17 protein-coding genes are annotated in these 17,382 nt (G+C 45.2%); 12 read left to right on the top strand and 5 right to left on the bottom strand.

Annotated features, from left to right (window positions below):
* Nucleotides 1-19: 19 nt before the first annotated feature.
* Nucleotides 20-1,339: a thymidine phosphorylase gene (locus NWE73_RS01325; RefSeq protein ID WP_277576465.1), complete on the bottom strand. Its 1,320-nt coding sequence runs from the start codon at nt 1,337-1,339 to the stop codon at nt 20-22.
* Nucleotides 1,339-2,001, bottom strand: coding sequence for a deoxyribose-phosphate aldolase (deoC, locus tag NWE73_RS01330; RefSeq protein WP_277576466.1), 663 nt, complete (start codon nt 1,999-2,001; stop codon nt 1,339-1,341). Before deoC ends, NWE73_RS01325 begins: the two co-directional genes overlap by 1 nt.
* 171 nt (nt 2,002-2,172) lie before the next feature.
* Here deoC and NWE73_RS01335 point away from each other — a divergent pair, with 171 nt between their 5' ends.
* Nucleotides 2,173-2,655, top strand: coding sequence for a hypothetical protein (locus tag NWE73_RS01335; RefSeq protein ID WP_277576467.1), 483 nt, complete (start codon nt 2,173-2,175; stop codon nt 2,653-2,655).
* Nucleotides 2,655-3,185, top strand: a complete 531-nt coding sequence (locus NWE73_RS01340; RefSeq protein WP_277576468.1) for a hypothetical protein — start codon at nt 2,655-2,657, stop codon at nt 3,183-3,185. The genes NWE73_RS01335 and NWE73_RS01340 overlap by 1 nt, the downstream gene beginning before the upstream one ends.
* Nucleotides 3,186-3,216: 31 nt before the next feature.
* Here NWE73_RS01340 and NWE73_RS01345 read toward each other — a convergent pair whose 3' ends face one another.
* Nucleotides 3,217-4,305, bottom strand: a complete 1,089-nt coding sequence (locus NWE73_RS01345) for a type IV pilus twitching motility protein PilT (protein ID WP_407652931.1) — start codon at nt 4,303-4,305, stop codon at nt 3,217-3,219.
* Nucleotides 4,306-4,494: 189 nt separating this feature from the next.
* On the opposite strand from NWE73_RS01345, the gene NWE73_RS01350 reads away from it, so the two are divergent.
* The 7 genes from NWE73_RS01350 to NWE73_RS01380 all read left to right on the top strand — a co-directional run bounded on the left by NWE73_RS01350 (nt 4,495) and on the right by NWE73_RS01380 (nt 11,467).
* Nucleotides 4,495-6,018, top strand: a complete 1,524-nt coding sequence (locus NWE73_RS01350; protein ID WP_277576470.1) for an Rne/Rng family ribonuclease — start codon at nt 4,495-4,497, stop codon at nt 6,016-6,018.
* Nucleotides 6,019-6,096: 78 nt separating this feature from the next.
* A complete protein-coding gene (locus NWE73_RS01355) occupies nt 6,097-7,707 on the top strand; it encodes a hypothetical protein (protein ID WP_277576471.1) in 1,611 nt (536 codons plus the stop codon).
* A 207-nt stretch (nt 7,708-7,914) separates the two neighbouring features.
* Entirely contained in the window at nt 7,915-8,487 is a 573-nt protein-coding gene (rplU, locus tag NWE73_RS01360; protein ID WP_277576472.1) for a 50S ribosomal protein L21, read from the top strand.
* A 24-nt stretch (nt 8,488-8,511) separates the two neighbouring features.
* Complete coding sequence (gene rpmA, locus NWE73_RS01365; protein WP_277576473.1) at nt 8,512-8,772, top strand: 50S ribosomal protein L27; 261 nt, start codon at nt 8,512-8,514, stop codon at nt 8,770-8,772.
* A 159-nt stretch (nt 8,773-8,931) separates the two neighbouring features.
* A complete protein-coding gene (gene obgE, locus NWE73_RS01370; protein ID WP_277576474.1) occupies nt 8,932-9,963 on the top strand; it encodes a GTPase ObgE in 1,032 nt (343 codons plus the stop codon).
* Nucleotides 9,963-10,994: a nicotinate (nicotinamide) nucleotide adenylyltransferase gene (gene nadD, locus NWE73_RS01375; RefSeq protein ID WP_277576475.1), complete on the top strand. Its 1,032-nt coding sequence runs from the start codon at nt 9,963-9,965 to the stop codon at nt 10,992-10,994. The genes obgE and nadD overlap by 1 nt, the downstream gene beginning before the upstream one ends.
* A 2-nt stretch (nt 10,995-10,996) precedes the next feature.
* On the top strand, nt 10,997-11,467 hold the full coding sequence (locus NWE73_RS01380) for a 23S rRNA (pseudouridine(1915)-N(3))-methyltransferase RlmH (protein WP_277576476.1): 471 nt from the start codon (nt 10,997-10,999) through the stop codon (nt 11,465-11,467).
* 160 nt (nt 11,468-11,627) lie between these two features.
* Here the strand turns inward: NWE73_RS01380 and NWE73_RS01385 are convergent, their stop codons facing one another.
* The gene (locus NWE73_RS01385) at nt 11,628-12,398 is read right to left on the bottom strand and encodes a protein-glutamine glutaminase family protein (protein ID WP_277576477.1); all 771 of its coding nucleotides are present in this window, start codon (nt 12,396-12,398) and stop codon (nt 11,628-11,630) included.
* A gap of 776 nt (nt 12,399-13,174) precedes the next feature.
* On the opposite strand from NWE73_RS01385, the gene NWE73_RS01390 reads away from it, so the two are divergent.
* Nucleotides 13,175-13,825 (top strand): LolA family protein, encoded by a 651-nt coding sequence (locus tag NWE73_RS01390; protein ID WP_277576478.1) that lies wholly within the window; start codon nt 13,175-13,177, stop codon nt 13,823-13,825.
* Nucleotides 13,822-15,195 carry a 30S ribosomal protein S12 methylthiotransferase RimO gene (gene rimO, locus NWE73_RS01395; protein WP_277576479.1) on the top strand — a complete coding sequence of 458 codons (1,374 nt, stop codon included), beginning with the start codon at nt 13,822-13,824 and terminating at the stop codon, nt 15,193-15,195. Before NWE73_RS01390 ends, rimO begins: the two co-directional genes overlap by 4 nt.
* 2 nt (nt 15,196-15,197) lie before the next feature.
* Here the strand turns inward: rimO and NWE73_RS01400 are convergent, their stop codons facing one another.
* Nucleotides 15,198-16,409, bottom strand: coding sequence for a tetratricopeptide repeat protein (locus NWE73_RS01400; protein WP_277576480.1), 1,212 nt, complete (start codon nt 16,407-16,409; stop codon nt 15,198-15,200).
* A gap of 31 nt (nt 16,410-16,440) precedes the next feature.
* Between NWE73_RS01400 and NWE73_RS01405 the strand changes: the two genes are divergently transcribed.
* Nucleotides 16,441-17,316 carry a hypothetical protein gene (locus NWE73_RS01405; protein WP_277576481.1) on the top strand — a complete coding sequence of 292 codons (876 nt, stop codon included), beginning with the start codon at nt 16,441-16,443 and terminating at the stop codon, nt 17,314-17,316.
* Nucleotides 17,317-17,382 lie beyond the last annotated feature (66 nt).

A 17,382-nucleotide genomic window follows, 5' to 3' on the forward strand; every position in this document is an offset into this window, starting at 1 on the left:
TCCCTTTTGTCCTTGAGCTTTAGCTCAAAACTTTGAGTATCAAACTAGGCTTTGTAATTTTTGGCAAGGAAATATTGATCGCTGATTTCAACATAGGCACTGCTGAATTAAGTAGATCTTTATCGTCGCCATGCAGAGTGAATATTGCATCACCGTTACGAACCTCATCTCCCACTTTTACATGGAACTCAATTCCTGCTGTTGGAGCAATGATATCGGTTGTTTGCGCGCGCCCTGCTTTAATTAAAATCCCTGCAATACCAATGCTTTCAGTGTGGAAGCCATGAACATAACCTTGTTTGTCAGAGCTAATAACGACGCTGTGCTTCGGCTTCGGTAATGCCGAAAGATTGCCACCGTGTATAGAACAAAGCTCTTCAAATTTCGCCATCGCTTTTCCAGAAGTCAGGATATCTTCAGCAATTTTGTAAGATTCTGTCTCGTTTTTGCCGACACCCGCCAAAAGCAACATGTGAGCAGAAAGTCGCAAACTGAGTTCGCGAGTATCCTCATAAAGATCGTACCCGTGTGCGCCGATAAACTTTTCGTTTTTCATAATTGCCACACACTCTTCCACTTCCAAAGAGTTTCCAGCAAAACGACCCAAAGGTTGATCCATATTAGTAAGCAATGATGTTACTTTTTTTCCGTAGCCCTTTGCGATGGCCATAAGATTCAGAGCCAACTCTTCCGCCAAGGCTGGAGTTTTCATGAATGCTCCAGATCCAAACTTCACATCCAGAACCAGCCCGTCGATGCCCTCAGCCAACTTCTTGGACATGATGGAGGCGCAGATCAATGGCAAGCTTTCCACTGTTGCAGTGACATCACGAAGTGCGTAGATCTTTTTATCTGCTGGGCAAATCTCTTTTGTTTGACCGATAAAACAAATTGCATGCTCGCGAACCAGATTTACAAACTCAGTCAAAGACTTTTGTGTGTTGAATCCAGGAATGGATTCGAGCTTATCTAAAGTTCCGCCAGTGTGGCCCAAGCCACGGCCTGAGATCATTGGAACGGGAACTCCGGCAGCCGCAACGATAGGACCAAGAATCAAACTTGTTTTATCGCCAACGCCCCCAGTGGAGTGTTTATCAACTTTGAACCCCGGGACAGAAGAAAAGTCGACAACTTCTCCGGAGTGAAGCATAGCTTTCGTCAAAGACAATGTTTCCTCTTTAGTCATGCCACGGAAGAATGTCGCCATCAAAAGGGCTGACATTTGGTAGTCGGGAATAGTTCCTTTCGCATAACCAAGAATAAATTCATTGATCTCGTTGAAAGTAAGTTCGCCACCGTTACGTTTAGTCTTAATAATTTCGGCTGGAAGAAATGCCATTAGTAACCACCTTGAACTTTTTGACCTTGAACCAAAGCTACACCTGAGCTTGTACCAAGTCTTGTTGCGCCAGCTTCAATCAAAGCCATTGCGGATTGAATATCTTTAATACCACCGGAAGCCTTCACTTCCATTTTTTCGCCAACAACCGACTTCATAAGTTTGACGTCAGCTACGGTGGCACCGCCGCCGCCAAAACCTGTAGAGGTTTTCACGAAGTGAGCTCCTGCCTCGAGGGCCGCTTGGCAGGCAAGAGTTTTGTCTTCCTCTGATAAAAGGGATGTCTCGATGATTACTTTAACTGTATGGCCTTTTGCAGCCATAACGACGGCTTTAATGTCGTCGCGAACATAATCCAAGCGGCGATCTTTGAGCGCGCCTACTTGAATAACCATATCAATTTCTTGAGCACCATTAGTAACGGCTGTTTGTGTTTCAAAAGCCTTTGATACTGAATCCATGGCTCCTAAAGGGAAGCCTACGACACAACAAACTTTGACAGAAGACCCCTTAAGAAGGTCTGCACAGGCTTTTACGTAAGAAGTATTTACGCAAACGCTGAAGAAGTTATTATCGCGAGCCTCCTGGCAAAGCTTCGCAATCTGTTCCATTTGTGCGTCGGGTTTTAATAATGTGTGGTCGATATAACGATTTAATTCCACGTCTTTGTCCTTTTTTGCCAATCCTGGACGGCCTAAGCCTCTAGGATTGATGTAAGGGAAAAAGGTAGTCTAAAACCATACTTCTGTCACTAGGGCATTATTAGCTGCACTAACGTAAATCTCTACTTAGTCCCGTTTACTTTTGGTTGTGAATTTGGGTAAAATACAGGAATGAGTAAATGCAAAGTTCTTTGGACCATTCTGGTAGGCTTTCTTTTTTCAATATCTGCCATCGCAGCAGACACCTGTGTTAGCACAGCAACAGAATTTGCTGCTAAAAGTGCAAGCTTCCCTCAAGTTATCCAAAAATTACCAGCGATGCTGACGACCGATGGCTTTCTTGTGACGGCGGGTTTAAAAATTCGCACAGTGGGGGAGAAGCTTAAGCTCGAAGGTTATGTTTGGAAGCCCGGTGAAATCAGTGTGGATGATGGATACGTCACGAAGGCTTGTTTTGATGGCAAAATTCTTAACGTCACCTTGGAAAACGGGACAACATACGCGGCCAAGGTTAACGGTGAAAAGAGTGTTTCTATTCAGGGGGTGGACTTTGATAGATCCAGTGAGGCTAAATTCGCAGGCATTGTAGAAAAAATCAAAGAAGCTCAAGCTAAGAAAAGCAGAAACTCAAACAGCCAGGCTGGAGTTAAATGATGTCTAGGATCTTAGCTTTATTTGTACTTTCAGCATCAATCATCACTTCGGTAATCGCCCAGGGCGGGAACAAAGGGACACCAGCACCCTTCACCTCCAAGGAGCTTTTAGATTTTGTGGGCAGAGGTGATTTGAAATTCATCGACTTCGGAAAGACCGCGGATTTTGTTGGAGTTGTCACACGAACTCATGAGCAGAGTGATGCGCGTATTGCCGATGTCTATGAGTTTAAAGACATTCAAGCGGTCCCTATGGATAAGGGCCTGTGTGAGAAAATTCTAGAAAAGATATTTGGTCCACTGGATAAGATCTCTTTGCGAGTCAAAAAAATCGAGATATTTGCATCTCACACCGGAAAAACCTGCGAAGCGCAATTGGACGACGAAGATCAGCAGGCAAAAATTCCTGAGCGCCGAGTGATTGCCGGGTTTTTAAATGCGAAACCGAGAGCACTTGTATTTAAGATGACCAGAAAGTCAGCGCCTAAAGAACAAGAGAGTATCCGCAAATTCTGGGATACTCTCCGTTAGTGTTTATATTCCAGCAATGTCGCAGGGTGCTTTATCCAACTTTTGCTTTAGTGGCACCCAATCCACCACCGGCAACGGTGTCACCACTGCCGGCTTGACCCAAGAAAGTTTTCGCATCTGTTGCTGAAACCTTTCCTTTTTTAACAAGATCTTCAATGTATTTCTCAAACAAGATCATGCCTTGGTTTGCACCAGTTTGCATTGCTGAAGCAATTTGATGGACTTTGCCCTCACGAATAAGGTTGGCAATGGCTTTTGAGTTTCTCATGATTTCATAAGCAGCCACGCGCCCTTGGCCGTCCGCTCGAGAGAAGAGGGTTTGTGCGACAACTCCACGCAAGCTTTCCGCAAGCATGGTGCGAATTTGAGCTTGTTGCCCCGCTGGGAAAACGTCGATGATACGATCGATTGTTTTCGCAGCACTGTTTGTATGAAGAGTACCGAAAACGATATGACCTGTTTCTGCAGCAGTTAAGGCTAGAGAAATAGTCTCCAAGTCACGCAACTCACCCACGAGCAAGATATCCGGATCTTCACGCAGAGCAGCCTTCAAGGCATTGCCGAAACTTTTCGTATGGCTTCCAACTTCACGTTGATTCACCAAAGAGCGAATGTTGGGATGCACGAATTCGATAGGGTCTTCAACCGTAATGATATGTGATTCGCGTGTCATGTTGATCTGATGAATCAAAGCGGCCAGCGTTGTTGATTTACCAGAGCCTGTCGGCCCGGTAACCAAGATCAAACCACGATCACAATCGATCATGTCCATCACTGCAGGTGGAAGTCCCAATTCTTGTGCGGTTTTAATTTTCTCAGGAATAATACGGAAAACGGCGCCAAGTCCTTTTCGTTGCATGAAGATGTTGCAACGGAAACGACCGATGCCCGCAAGGGTGTAGGCAAAATCCAGTTCCCATTTTTCGACGAAGGCTTTTTTCTGTTTTTCAGAAAGAATTTCGAAGATCAGACCTTGTACGTCTTGATTTGTGAGTTCGCGATAGTTCAGCGGAACCATGTTACCATGGAGACGAAGAAAAGGTGCGGCGCCACTCGTCACGTGTAAGTCCGACGCTCCTTGCTCAACCATGAGTTTAAACAGTTCATCAATTGTTGCCATCATTCACTCCATAAAGATGCTAATTCAGTGATCTTTTCGGCAAGTTGTGTTTCAATATTGAATATTATTTGTCATGGGTCTTGTTTCTGGACTATTGAATTAATGATCTAAGTCCCGCTTCAGATTTGCTTGGAGCAAAGCTAGACCCTCTCCGACTATATCGGAGTGTAAGCAGTTCCCGGAGGTAAAGTGTCTGCAGAAATTCTCATCAATGTTAGACCTCAGGAAACCCGTGTTGCCTATGTCGACGGCGGCGTTCTCTCAGATTTGAAGATCGAACGAAAAACATCACCAACTTTGGTCGGGGCCATTCATCGCGGAACAGTCATTCGTGTTCTTCCAGGAATGCAGGCGGCCTTTGTGGATATCGGTCTGGAAAAGGCGGCTTTTCTCTATGTCGGCGATATTCGTGAAGACGTTGACGACAACTTTCTGACCAACGTGGATCGTGATGAACCTCTTGAGATGGATGGTGACGACGACAAGCCACCCACACATCACAATATCAAAACACCGATTCAAGATCTGCTAAAAGAAGGGCAATCCATCCTGGTTCAAGTGGCAAAAGATCCTCTTGGTACAAAGGGCGCACGCCTGACGACTCACTTGTCATTGCCAGGTCGTTTCGTGGTTTTTTTGCCGACGGTTCGTCATCTTGGTATTTCGCGCAGAATTGAAGATGAGGGAGAGCGGGAGCGTCTTCGCAAGCTCGTGCAAAAAATCAATCCTTCCGGCGGTGTCATTGTAAGAACCGCGGGCGAAGGAGCCTCTGAAGAGATGCTCAAGGCCGATATCGAGTATTTGGATCGCTTGAGCAAAGAGATTTTTAAGAATTACGAGAAGAAAAAAACACCAGGGGCGCTTCACACTGAGCTTGATGTCGAACTTCGTGCCCTGCGCGATCTAATGAGTGAAAATGTCACGAGCGTTTGGGTGGATGACGTTGAAATTCACAAAAAAGTTGTGAAATTTGTTTCGCAGTTCATGCCGAAATACAAACAGAACATCGTTCTTTATGAAGAGCGCAAGCCCCTGTTCGATCTTTATGACATCGATATCGAGATTTCTCGTTCGATGGAAAGAAAGATATGGCTGAAATCTGGTGGATACATCGTGATTGACGAGGCGGAAGCACTGGTCGTCATCGACGTGAACACCGGCAAGTTTGTCGGCAAAAAAGATCTTGAAGATACTATCTTGAAAACAAATCTGGAAGCGGTTCGCGAGGCGGCTCATCAGCTGAGAATTCGTAACTGCGGCGGTATTATCATTATCGACTTCATCGATATGGAAAAGGAATCTCATCGCGAAAAAGTGATGGAAGCTTTCGCTGAGGAGCTTGAAAAGGACCGCGCCAGAACAAACGTTGTTTCAATGTCTCAATTGGGATTGGTTGAAATGACCCGTAAGCGTATTCGCCCAAGTTTGATTAAGACTCTGTGCGAACCATGCTCTTATTGCGACGGTAAAGGCTATATCAAGCGCAAATCCACAGTGGCGAATGAGATCTTCCGTGAGTTGGAGCGCGATGCCGACATGCTAACGAACAAAAAAACCAATGTGGTGATTCATTGCCACAGTGAAGTCGTGGATTGGATCTATGAAGTTGAAGGGGAGAGTCTTGAGAGTATCGAAAAGAAACTCGGCCGCTCTGTCGCCTTCAAGATTGAACCGAATTATCACTTAGAACAATATGAGATATTTTTCGTGTAGCGTGGGATGAGGACTTGTTAACAAGTCCTCTACCATGGACCAGTTGAGTCCTTGGAAGAAGGGGCCGATCAGGCCTAGATGAATCAACTGGCTGTTCTCATATTTGCACTTCTATTTTCCACGCAGTCATGGTCAGAGCCTTGTGCGACTGGCAAGACGAACACCTCCAGCCTTAAGGCAATTTCAACAAGCAGTTGCATAGAAACTTTGAAGTCAAAACAGTGCCAGGATCTCTTTGCGAAGATGCGGGCCAATGGTCAAAAGCCCGAAGAGAAGGCTTTGCAATGCCACGACCAAAATTCACTCTCGCGCGCCTTTGAGACCTCTTGGAACTACTCATCGGGTTGTGCCATCGGTGGCTGGAACTTCGTTGCAGATACTTTTGTAAGTCTTGGAACCGCAATTGGTGAAGGTGCGGCAAAGGCCGTAATAAGTTATCAAAATACCCAAGCTGAAAATGCGATCTGTGACAGCGATTTCCAACTCAAAAAGAATTTATTTACTGAATATAACAAGAGCGTTCCCAAAGTTCTAAGAGTGAATCCACCTTTAGATGCGGTGTTGGCAAAAGCAAATTGTGCATCAGTCAAATCCACTCTCAAGTTGGCACGCATTGATAAGTCCAATGAAGTAGGCAGATCCATCACAGCTAAAATCATGTCGAGAACTCCAAACTACACAGCCGATGAGCAGGAGTTCATGGAGTGGGGCAAAGCTCAAGCGGGTCCATCTGTGGATTTGGTTGCTTTAGCGAAGGACAAACTCAAGGAGATGGGTGTTCAGCTTCAGTGCTACAACTCCCAACAAGCTGCCGCGATGGTGTGCGAAGCTATTGCCAATGTAGCGACACTAGCTGCGGGCCCTGCGGGGGTGGCGTTGAAGGCCGCCAAGGCCAATAATATCGCAAAAATCGCCGGTGTTGCTCTGGAAGCGGAGAAGGCTGCCGAAGCAGGCACAGTCGCAAGGGCAGTTGCCAGCGCGGCCGATCTTCAGAAGGCAGCAAAGCTATCAAATGTAGAGCGAGTGGCTGCCGCAGAAAAGTCTTTGGGCAGAGCTTTGTCCAAAGCTGAAAAGCAGGCACTTATAGACGCCCATGAGGTGGCCGCAGGGACAGGCCGTGGATATGGCTCCTACTCTGCAACAGATCTGAAACAAAAAGCGGACATATTAAAGAAGGCAGGATTCTCTGACTCCGAGCGGGACCTGATGATGAGACAAGGTTTGGCGGGCACTTTTAGTGATGTTCAAGCGGCGAAGAACTCTTCAAATTCGATGCGACTGACGGGCGAAAGATTTCAGGCTGAGGGCAAGGTTTCAGAGGCAAGGCAGGCCTATAGATCGGCGGCAGACTCGTTGGAAGTGGTCATGAATGAAGCCAAGGCGCCGAAGTCAGCCAGAGACTATAATGTAGCGGCGAGAATTAATGCAGGAGCTGAGCGCTACGAGAAGGCGTCGGACTACTTTATTAAGGGCTTTGCGATGGAGCGTGATTCTGCAAAGAAAGCGGAGGCCATTTTTGAGGCTTTAAACCGCGAAAAGAATGAGTTGCGCGTTATTGCGTATAAAAACTCCTCGAGTGTTTCTGCACAAATTAACTATGAAAACCAACGTAAGCTCATTGAGGCCGTGGTGAATAATCCTCAATTCAAACTCGGTGACGCTTATAAGCGTGAACTTTTGAAGCCGTAGCTGATAGTTAACTACATGATAAGAGGAAGATTTTCGGGAACATCCAGTTTCTTAAAAAATCTTTCTTTTTCGTTGCCAACAATCAGCGCCAGGCTTAATCTCTTCTTCTTCCTGAAAAGCTGAAAAAAATAGCATGTATTAGGTTGACAAAGCCTAGTGCGAAGTGGCATTTGTCATTGGCTTAATTCGGGTAGCTGGAGGTCAAAGATGTACGCGATTATTCGTACTGGCGGTAAGCAATATAAAGTTCAAGCTGGTGATGTGGTTCAAGTTGATAAAGTTGAACACAAGCTTGGTTCAGAGTTTGATATCAACGAAATCTTGATGGTTGGTGGTGAGTCCACTCATGTTGGTCAACCTCTAGTTAAAGGTGCGAAAGTAACTGTTGTAGTTACTAAGCAAGCTAAAACTAAAAAAGAAATCGTTTTCAAAAAGAAACGTCGTCAAGGATACAGAAAGTTTGCAACTCACAAACAAGAGTTCACTGAACTATTTGTGAAAGCAATCACTTCTCCAGACGGAAAAGTAACTAAAACAGATGCTACGCCTAACGTAGTAGACGTTGCTGCAAAACGCGCTGAAGCTGAACAAGCTCGCATCGCGGCTCGCAAAGAACGCGCTGCTAACAAATCTAAAGGCGAAGAAGTTGTAAAAAAAGCTGCTAAAAAAGTAGTTGCTAAGAAGAAAGTTGCTAAGAAAGTAGTTAAAAAGACTGCTAAAAAAGCAACTAAAGCTGGCGCGAAGAAAAAAGTAGCTAAAAAGACTTCTAAAAAAGCGTAATTAATTTTTTAAGAGAGGTTTGTCATGGCAAGTAAAAAGGCCGGTGGTAGTACAAAGAATGGTCGTGATTCACAGAGTAAACGCCTTGGCGTAAAACGCTTCGGTGGAGAAAAAGTTCTTGCGGGAACTATCATTGTTCGTCAACGCGGAACTAAATTCCACGTTGGTAACAACGTAAAAATCGGTCGTGATCACACGATCTATTCTGTAATCGAAGGTCTCGTTAAGTTTGAACGTTTCGCAAAAGATCGTTTCAAAATCAGTGTTTATCCTAAAGCAGTTTAGTCTATAAGCTGAAGCCGAGCCCGAGTAGGAAACTACTCAGGCTAAGCCGAAGTTAGACAAACGGTTCCGATAAGCACCAAGAGATTTTTTCAATACGCAAAAAGGAGCCATCCAAGGCTCCTTTTTTGTTGTATAAGTCCTGTTTCGAATGGTGCTGTTATGAAATTTATCGACGAAGTTAGAATCACATTAGCCTCTGGTCACGGTGGCCCTGGATGCGTCAGTTTTCGCAGAGAATCTATGCAGGCTCGTGGCGGCCCGGATGGTGGCGACGGCGGTAAAGGTGGCGATCTCGTTATCCGCACCTCAAGACATATCAACTCTCTTGTAGATCTAAGACAAAATAAAAGATACGCAGCTAGAAATGGCGGGATGGGCTCTGGCCGTCAGCGCACAGGACAAGATGCGGAAGACCTTGTATTAATCGTTCCTGAGGGAACAATCTTCCGTAATATGGATGGTGAGATTATCATCGATATGACTGGAATCAATGAGCACGTTCTTCTTAAGGGCGGTCGCGGCGGTAAGGGAAATGAATTTTTCAAAACCAGCGTGAACCAAGCTCCAGAGCATGCCCAACCTGGCGAAGAAGGCCAAGAGATCGAAGTTAAACTCGAACTTAAGCTTATCGCGGATGTTGGTATCATTGGATTCCCTAATGCAGGGAAGTCGACTTTGATTTCTCGTATCTCGGCAGCAAAACCAAAAATCGCAGACTATCCGTTTACAACCCTAACTCCAAACTTGGGAGTGGTTAAAGCGGGCGACTACAGTTCATTTGTGGTTGCGGATATTCCGGGTCTTGTGAAAGGCGCGCACGAAGGTGTGGGTCTTGGAATTCAATTCCTGAAGCACGTTGAACGTACGCGCATCTTCATTCACTTGGTAGATGCATCAGGTATGTCAGGACGTGATCCTCTTCAGGATTTCGAAGACATCAATTATGAATTAAAAATGTACGATGAGAACAACAAGGACAAAGAGGGTTTCTTCCCTCTATCTACGCGTCCTCAGTTCGTTGTGCTCAATAAAATCGACACTCTCAGTTCCGATCAATTGCAGAAACTTTTGAATTCATTCAAAAAAATAACCGGCACTGCTCCGTTGGCCATTTCTGCTGTGACCGGCACGAACATCAATGAACTTGTTGTTGAGTTGGGTCGTCAAATCTTGAAACAGGAAGAAGAATAATGAAAATCGGTATTTTTGGTGGAAGCTTTAATCCTCCGCACATGGGCCATATCAACGCCATTCAAACAGTGGCGAAGAAAATGGGTTTGTCTAAAATTCATGTGGTTCCAGCAGCTCAAAATCCTCTTAAAACTCCGGTAGAAGGCCCCACAGCAGAACAACGTCTTGAATTGACGAAGTTGGCTTTTGCTTCTTACGGTGACACATATTTCGTCGACGACCAGGAACTAAAACGTGGTGGCAAAAGCTACACAATCGATACAGTTCTTGAGCTTCGCAAAACTTACGATGCCGCTGATTTGTATTTGATCGTTGGCGCTGACAAGTTTGAAGAGTTGGCACAATGGAAAGACTATCAAAAGATTCTTTCTGAAGTGAATTTGGTGATCACGACTCGTCCTGGGTACGATGTTCCTGAATCATTGGATGAAATGCCGGCTTACTTGAAGCCTTTGGTAGCTGATTTCGATTTCAACTTCATCGAGTTGACAACAGGTCGTAATATTCAGTTCATCACTTTGCGTGATATCGAGATTTCTTCCAGCGAAGTGCGCAAATGGCTTCGTACTGGAAAGCCTGTGGAAAAATATCTTCCATTGGCGGTTGAGTCTTATATCAAAGATCATAAGCTTTACAGAAATCTTGGCGAGCGTATCAGCGACTATAAGAAATTTGCTGAGTTCTGCGCGAATGTTTTGTTCGCTAAAAAAGGTATCAATGTTCGTGCCTTTGATTTGACGAAAATGACTGCGCCAAGCGAATACACTGTGATCGCATCTGGTACGTCAACACGTCACGCGGCTGCGATGGCCGAAAATATCGTGATGGCCGTTAAAGAAGAATACAATCTTCATCCACTCAGTGTTGAGGGAATCGACGAGGGCCGCTGGGTTCTTGTGGATTATGGTTCTTTGATCGTTCACTTGTTCTATGATTTTGTTCGTCAAGAATACAGTCTTGAAAACTTGTGGAGACAAGGTATCGATCTAGGATTGAAAGATCCAGATGCTGGTAAAACAGGACCTCAGTAGTCATGAAGTTCGTCTTGTACAATCTCGCCACGGCTAAAGAAGCTTGGGCCGATGAAGTCTGCGAATTGTACAAGAAGAAGATCTCGTTTTTTATACCCTTCGACGTTCAAAGTCTGAAAGCCAAGAAGTCTGCTCGTGAAGATGCAGACTTCAAGCGCAACGAAGAATCAGAACTCATTCTCAAAAACATCAGTAACGACGATTATGTTGTCTTGTTTGATGAACGCGGCTCTAATTTCGATTCCATCCAATTCGCAAAAAAAGTAGAAGGCATCTTAGGCAGCTCTAAGAAGCGCGCCGTATTCATTATTGGTGGAGCTTTTGGCGTTAATGAAGACGTTCGCAAGCGCGCCGACATGAAAGTGGCTCTTTCGCCAATGGTAATGAATCACCTTATGGCTCAGGCAATGAGTCTCGAACAAATCTATCGAGCCTTCACAATCATCAAGAAACTGCCATACCATAACATTTAGGTGCGGCAGGTCCCCCAAGCGTGGGTCAATTAAGAGAATTTGAGGTTTGCCGCATTGCCGGCTTCAGAACCGCAAAAGGTGCCTGGCACCTTTTGCTTCACTCAGCGCATAAAAAAAGGAAGCTTGGGCTTCCTTTTTTGTTTTCAAATTTAATGAGTGCTTAGAGCCAAGGTGGGAAATCGCCCAGCTCTTTTTCTGGACTGCGGTTGAGTTCTAACAAACGGTCCCATTCGTCTTGAAGGAAGCCACTTTGTTCTGCCTCTGCTTGGGCTGCGCTCATTGGAAGTGGGCCGTAACAGTCAGAGTCTGGATCGAAGGTGTCATGAGAGCAAATTGCGTATTGCACTTTTGTTTGCTCGCCACCAACGGCCTTGTTCCACTCTGTCAAAGTCATAGGTTTCTGTGGATTCAATGCCGGATCCACAACGTAAGCCACTTGTCCTACGCGATAAATTACAGCGACATGATACCACCATTGAACGGAGCCCCCTGGAGCATTCGTAGTCTTTGCGGAAAGGTTTCCGAAAACGAAGATCTTTTTAGGCTCGGTGAAGTGTTGGGCGATTATTTTTTGAGAAACCATCTCTGCTCGCGCGTAGCATCCGTCATCCGGGTACATCCAAGTAAGACGGCGGGGGAAATGAGAGTCCGCCATAAAGCGAGTGTCTCGAACATATTTAAACTGATTTTCCAAATCTGGAAGAGAACCTACATCAGGGATCTCTTTAAGATCTAACTTCTGAAGTGGTTTCTTGATTCTGTCAGGAGTGGAAGGCCTGCTACCAACAAGCTCGATATGACGAGGATAGTTTCTAGCAGCAGCTTGCTGATAGGACTCTCCGGCATGGCGATGCGCTGATAAGCCACGAGCTTCAGCTAGAAATGGAATGAGAACAGCGAACGAGAAAAGAACCCCTACAATACTTTTCATAAACCCCTCATATTTCTTCTAGGACGGGGTGTTGGGCTTGTCAAAAGAAAGAGTCCCATTTGTTAACCTGGCCGTCTTTTTGCGCGCCCCCTCAAGAATGAACTTCTTAACGCAACTCTTTCGATCCTTTGTATTTCCCTGTCTGCATTGCGGATCTTTGCAAAGTACCACTCTGCAATTTTGCACGAACTGTTTCGCAACACTGAGTAGGTTCCAATCAGAACGCCTTCATTGTTACAACGAAGCCCCCTATCCTATTTACGCACAATACGAATGGAACCCTGGTGAAAGCGATCTGCTTTCCACACTTTTTCTTTCGATGAAGGGAAGCAGATCCGAAGCGCGGTGGCAGACCATTGCGCCTTTGTTTGCAAACAAGCGCATGAGCGAAGAAATTGCCAGCTTGCCGGTTAGGATTGTTCCAGCGCCCTCTTCAGTTAGCGGGCCAGATCATGCCTTTTACTGGGGGAGGGCCTTGGCTGCGCATCTTCAGGCGGAGTTTGCTCCTTGCCTGGTGAAAGCTCAAAAAAGGCATCAAAGAGGAGCTAATAAGCGACAGAGGCAAAGACTTCGTATTGAGGTAGATGAAAAATATTCAGGTCTGTCAAAGGAGTCGACGGAGGTTCTTTGGGTTTTTGTCGATGATATCTTAACTACGGGCTCTACAGCGCACGCGGCCTATGAAGCTTTGGGGAGCCCCCCTCATTTTGAAGTCTGGGTCTTAGGACGAAGGAGCCTCTCTTGCGGAGCGTCCAGGTATCTGCTATAACGCCCGAATGATTAGAAATATCAGCATCTTGTTTTTTGCCTTAAGCCTGTCCGTAACTGGATTTGCTGCGCAGAAATCAAACGAAACACTGCAAAAGCTTTCCAAGAAATATCGTTCTGCCAAGTTGGTGGAGATGGATGTGGAAAAAACCGTGAAACTTGAACTTCAAGGCCGTGAGACCAAGTACGATGGCAAGATCTATCTTGCGAACGGAAAGTTTCGCTGGGAAAACACCACGCCTGAAGAAACATTGTTAGTGTTTGATGGCACGACAATTTGGAGTGTGCAGACTCCTCCAAAGGAATTTGGTGGGGCTCCACAAGTAGCGCGTGGCAAAGTTGATAAAAAGACGAAATCACAAATCCTCATCTCATCTTTATTGGGTGGCGATTTAGAGAAGAATTTTAAAGTTGTTAAAGAAGAGAAGGGCAGCGACGTTGTAAAAATTGAAGTCGCTCCTCAAGGAAATGAATTGTCTGTGAAGTCTTTGAATCTGGTGATAGATGCAAAGAAGAATCAGATGACAGAACTTTCCTACAAAGATGATTTGGGAAATCTCACGACGATGAAGTTTTCTAAAATCCAATTTTTGAAAAAAGCAGATAGTTCAAAGTTTAAATATCAACCACCTAAAGGTGCACAGGTAACCGACCTATGAAACAAGAGACCTCTGAAAATAAAAAAGTCCATTTTATCAGCCTAGGTTGCCCTAAGAATCTAGTAGACAGCGAGATCATGGCCGGTACTTTGATGAAGGACGGCTATCAAGTTGTGGGCGAAGCTGAAGATGCTGACACAGTTATCGTGAACACTTGCGGTTTTATCGAAGATTCAAAAAAGGAATCTATCCAAAGAATTTTGGATATGAGCGATTTGAAACAACAAGGTAAAGTGAAGAAGGTCGTCGTCGCGGGTTGCCTTACTCAACGTTATAAAGATGATCTTGTAGAAGGTCTTCCTGAAGCCGACCTTTTCGTAGGTTCTGGTGAGTTCCAAAACATCGCAAAAATCTTGAAAAAGTCAGATGAAGGTGAAAAGCAAAAGACCTTCTTCAATCTTCCAACTTATTTGCAAGAGGAAGAAACTCCACGCGTGAACTCTCAACCGGGTCACCGTGCTTATATCAAAATCTCTGAAGGTTGCATGAAGCGTTGTGCTTTCTGTGCGATCCCTTTGATTCGTGGAAATCTACAATCACGCTCTATTGACGCGATCGTGGCAGAAGCGAGACTTTTGGTTGCTGGCGGCGTTAAAGAATTGATCGTGATCAGCCATGACTTCACGGATTATGGTTGGGATATTCGTCGTAAAGATCCAACTCGCAAAGAAAGTCCTGTTGAGCTTTTGAAAGCTTTGGATGCAGTTGAAGGTCTTCAGTGGATCCGCTTGATGTACTTGTATCCAGATGGAATCACTCAAGAGATGGTTCAAGTAATCAAAAACAGCACTAAAATCGTGAAGTACTTCGACATGCCTTTGCAGCATATCAATGATGCTGTTTTGAAAAGCATGAATCGCAAAATGACTCGTGATGAAGTTGAAACAGCTTTGATGAACATCCGCGAACATATTCCAGATGCAGTTATCAGAACTCAATTCATCGTGGGTTTCCCTGGCGAAACTGAAGAGCAATTTGAAGAGTTGTTGCAATTCATCGCAGATCAACAGTTTGATCGCGTAGGTTGCTTCCAATATTCACCGGAAGAGAATACTCCGGGTGGAAAAATGGAAAACCAAATTGATGCTGAAACCAAGCAATACCGTCACGATGCAGTGATGGAGATTCAGCAAAACATTTCCCGCGATAAACATCGCGATTTCGTTGGTAAGACTATCGACGTTATCGTTGAAGGTTTCAGCGAAGAGACTGATTTGTTGTTGCAAGGTCGTTTCTGGGGCCAAGCTCCAGATATCGATGGCGTTGTACTTATCAATGACGGACAAGCCGAAGTCGGCGATATGGTTAAAGTGCATATCACCGACAGTTTGGAATACGATCTTCTAGGTGAGATCGTTACCCCAAATTAGAACTACGGGCAGGCCTCAGCGCCTGCCTCGAACTTTCCAACCCATTCTGTATATTTTGAATTTCTTAGTGCCGTGGTCGCTTTTCTAAAGTTCACGGCATATTTTCGGTCGTACTTGCACGCATTCTTGTAAGCAATCAATGAGACCTCGAATTTTTTAATTTCAAATGACATTGTCGCCAGGCCCAGCCAGCTGCGTGCGGCCGTTGGGTCAGCCTCTGTACCTGCCTTATAGTATTTCATCGCGTCTACGGTGTTCTTTTGGTCTTCTAGGACCTTGCCATAGGTGTATTGTGCGAATTCAGATTTCGGGAAGTCATTGGCGGCCTTCTTGAGTGTGGCATTAGCCTCTTCCTCTTTACCCGCAATCTTGAGGCTGTTGCCTAAATTTACAAAAGCATTTGCTGTTTTTGGGTCTTTGGTGGTCGCCTGTTTGCAAGTTTCAATGGCCGCCTCAAAGGTGTTGTCGTCCTGGGCATTCACTTCGCATAGTTTTTGGAAGAACTCTGGCTTGGGGCCGAGGTTGTCGATCATGTCTTGGAACAGAATACGCAATTCGTAAAGATTCGGCGGATTGCGTTTCTCATAAAGATTGGCGATTCCCAGATAAGCCGGCTCATACTTGGAGTTGATCTCAATGGCTTTTTTGTAGCTATCGAGGGCGTCTTTATTTTTCTTCTGGAGAGTGTAAGCGTTGCCGAGCAGACTGTAAGCCTCGAAGTCCTTCTCATCTTTTCCTATCAGAATATTCAAGGCGCGAATCATTTCAGCAGGCTCTTTCTTTTGCTCATGAGCTTTAGCTAAAAGAATGATTGCCGGTCGGTCAAGCTTGTCGATTTGTTTCCATAAAAGCAGAGTCGTCTTTTCATAATCCTGTTTTTTGTAGAATAAGTCAGCGAGCTCGACAATTTTTTTGATGTTGCGTGGATTCTTGTGAATTTCTGCCTTCAAACTTTCAATCTTGGCATCCAAGGGATCTATGGGCGTCGCTGCGACTGCATGGGCATCTGTGTTTGTTGCAGCTTCTGTCGTTTTAGTTGGTGTTGGGGTTAAATCTGCGACAGGTGTCGGAGCGACAGAGGGAGATGTCACTTTGCTATTGTCTTTTTTTACCTGACCAGAGGTCGAGGATTCAGCAGAGGAGATGTTTAAGAATGAGACAAAAGACAAGAACAAAGTAAATAGGAAGCGATTGAAATTCAGTCTGTATTTCATATGTTGTAGTATGACGTAAATGCCTTCACGAGTGAAGAAATCTAAATATACAGCTAGACTATCTAATGATCGTGGCCAGGCTGCGATCGAGTACGTTCTGCTATTGATTATTTCAGTCTCTCTTGTCCTCGCACTTGTGTACCAGATTTTCAAACCGATGCAGAGATATATGGATGCCTACATGGGCGATTACGTCGCATGTTTGCTTGAGACGGGAGGCCTTCCTAGTTTTGGTAGCGATATGATGTCGGCCAAAGACATGGGTTGTACAATTGCTCAGTTTGACAAAAAAGATGGAAGCTTTGGTAACTCAAAAGGTTCTAATGGCCAAGGTGGATCGGGATCCGAATCTGGAGATGGTTCAAGTGGTTCTTCTTCGAACTCCTCAGGGGGCGGAGGGTCAGATTCTTCTGGCGGCTCCTCAGGTCGGAGTGGCTATGCTGGGTCGGCTTCGCGAAATGGTGGGCGCCTAGCACGGGCTCCGCGAAAGGGCGCGGCGGGCATTGAAGGCGGTGGCCAACAAGGCGGTCGCGTTGTTGAAATTGCTCTGGACGGAAATGGAAGCGGCAGCTTTTTCGGCGGAAGCAGAGGGAGCAGTTACGCGATTCAAACTCGCCGTAAAGTTTCTTCAGTGAACATGTCAGGGTGGAGTGAGTCCGAACGTAAAAAACTAGAAAAAAATAGTGATGCTGGCCGCACAAAAGTTATTGCTACTGATGATATGGGCCCGGCGCCCAAGAAAATAATGGTTAAAAAGCCAGATGTAAAAACGGTCCTTCAAGAGGAAAAAGAAGAACTCACCGTTGGAAATTTTATACGTTACCTGTTTATTGCGGCATTAATTATCGCTCTCGTAATTTTTATCGGTGGTCAGGCACTGTCAATGTCCAAGGGCGACGAGAATTAACTGCAATGCGTTTAGAATTTTTCCATGCATTTTCTTAACTTGTCTTACACCGGTCATAATTTGTTG

Source organism: Bdellovibrio svalbardensis, from assembly GCF_029531655.1.
Taxonomy (GTDB): domain Bacteria; phylum Bdellovibrionota; class Bdellovibrionia; order Bdellovibrionales; family Bdellovibrionaceae; genus Bdellovibrio; species Bdellovibrio svalbardensis.

Bases quoted from the DNA above. Each gene is read 5' to 3' on its own strand.
- rimO (WP_277576479.1), top strand. From the start codon at position 13,822: ATGAAACAAGAGACCTCTGAAAATAAAAAAGTCCATTTTATCAGCCTA.
- NWE73_RS01400 (WP_277576480.1), bottom strand. From the start codon at position 16,409: ATGAAATACAGACTGAATTTCAATCGCTTCCTATTTACTTTGTTCTTG.
- NWE73_RS01380 (WP_277576476.1), top strand. From the start codon at position 10,997: ATGAAGTTCGTCTTGTACAATCTCGCCACGGCTAAAGAAGCTTGGGCC.
- NWE73_RS01355 (WP_277576471.1), top strand. From the start codon at position 6,097: ATGAATCAACTGGCTGTTCTCATATTTGCACTTCTATTTTCCACGCAG.
- rplU (WP_277576472.1), top strand. From the start codon at position 7,915: ATGTACGCGATTATTCGTACTGGCGGTAAGCAATATAAAGTTCAAGCT.
- NWE73_RS01335 (WP_277576467.1), top strand. From the start codon at position 2,173: ATGAGTAAATGCAAAGTTCTTTGGACCATTCTGGTAGGCTTTCTTTTT.
- NWE73_RS01345 (WP_407652931.1), bottom strand. From the start codon at position 4,305: ATGGCAACAATTGATGAACTGTTTAAACTCATGGTTGAGCAAGGAGCG.
- obgE (WP_277576474.1), top strand. From the start codon at position 8,932: ATGAAATTTATCGACGAAGTTAGAATCACATTAGCCTCTGGTCACGGT.
- NWE73_RS01390 (WP_277576478.1), top strand. From the start codon at position 13,175: ATGATTAGAAATATCAGCATCTTGTTTTTTGCCTTAAGCCTGTCCGTA.
- NWE73_RS01340 (WP_277576468.1), top strand. From the start codon at position 2,655: ATGTCTAGGATCTTAGCTTTATTTGTACTTTCAGCATCAATCATCACT.
- nadD (WP_277576475.1), top strand. From the start codon at position 9,963: ATGAAAATCGGTATTTTTGGTGGAAGCTTTAATCCTCCGCACATGGGC.
- rpmA (WP_277576473.1), top strand. From the start codon at position 8,512: ATGGCAAGTAAAAAGGCCGGTGGTAGTACAAAGAATGGTCGTGATTCA.
- NWE73_RS01385 (WP_277576477.1), bottom strand. From the start codon at position 12,398: ATGAAAAGTATTGTAGGGGTTCTTTTCTCGTTCGCTGTTCTCATTCCA.
- NWE73_RS01325 (WP_277576465.1), bottom strand. From the start codon at position 1,339: ATGGCATTTCTTCCAGCCGAAATTATTAAGACTAAACGTAACGGTGGC.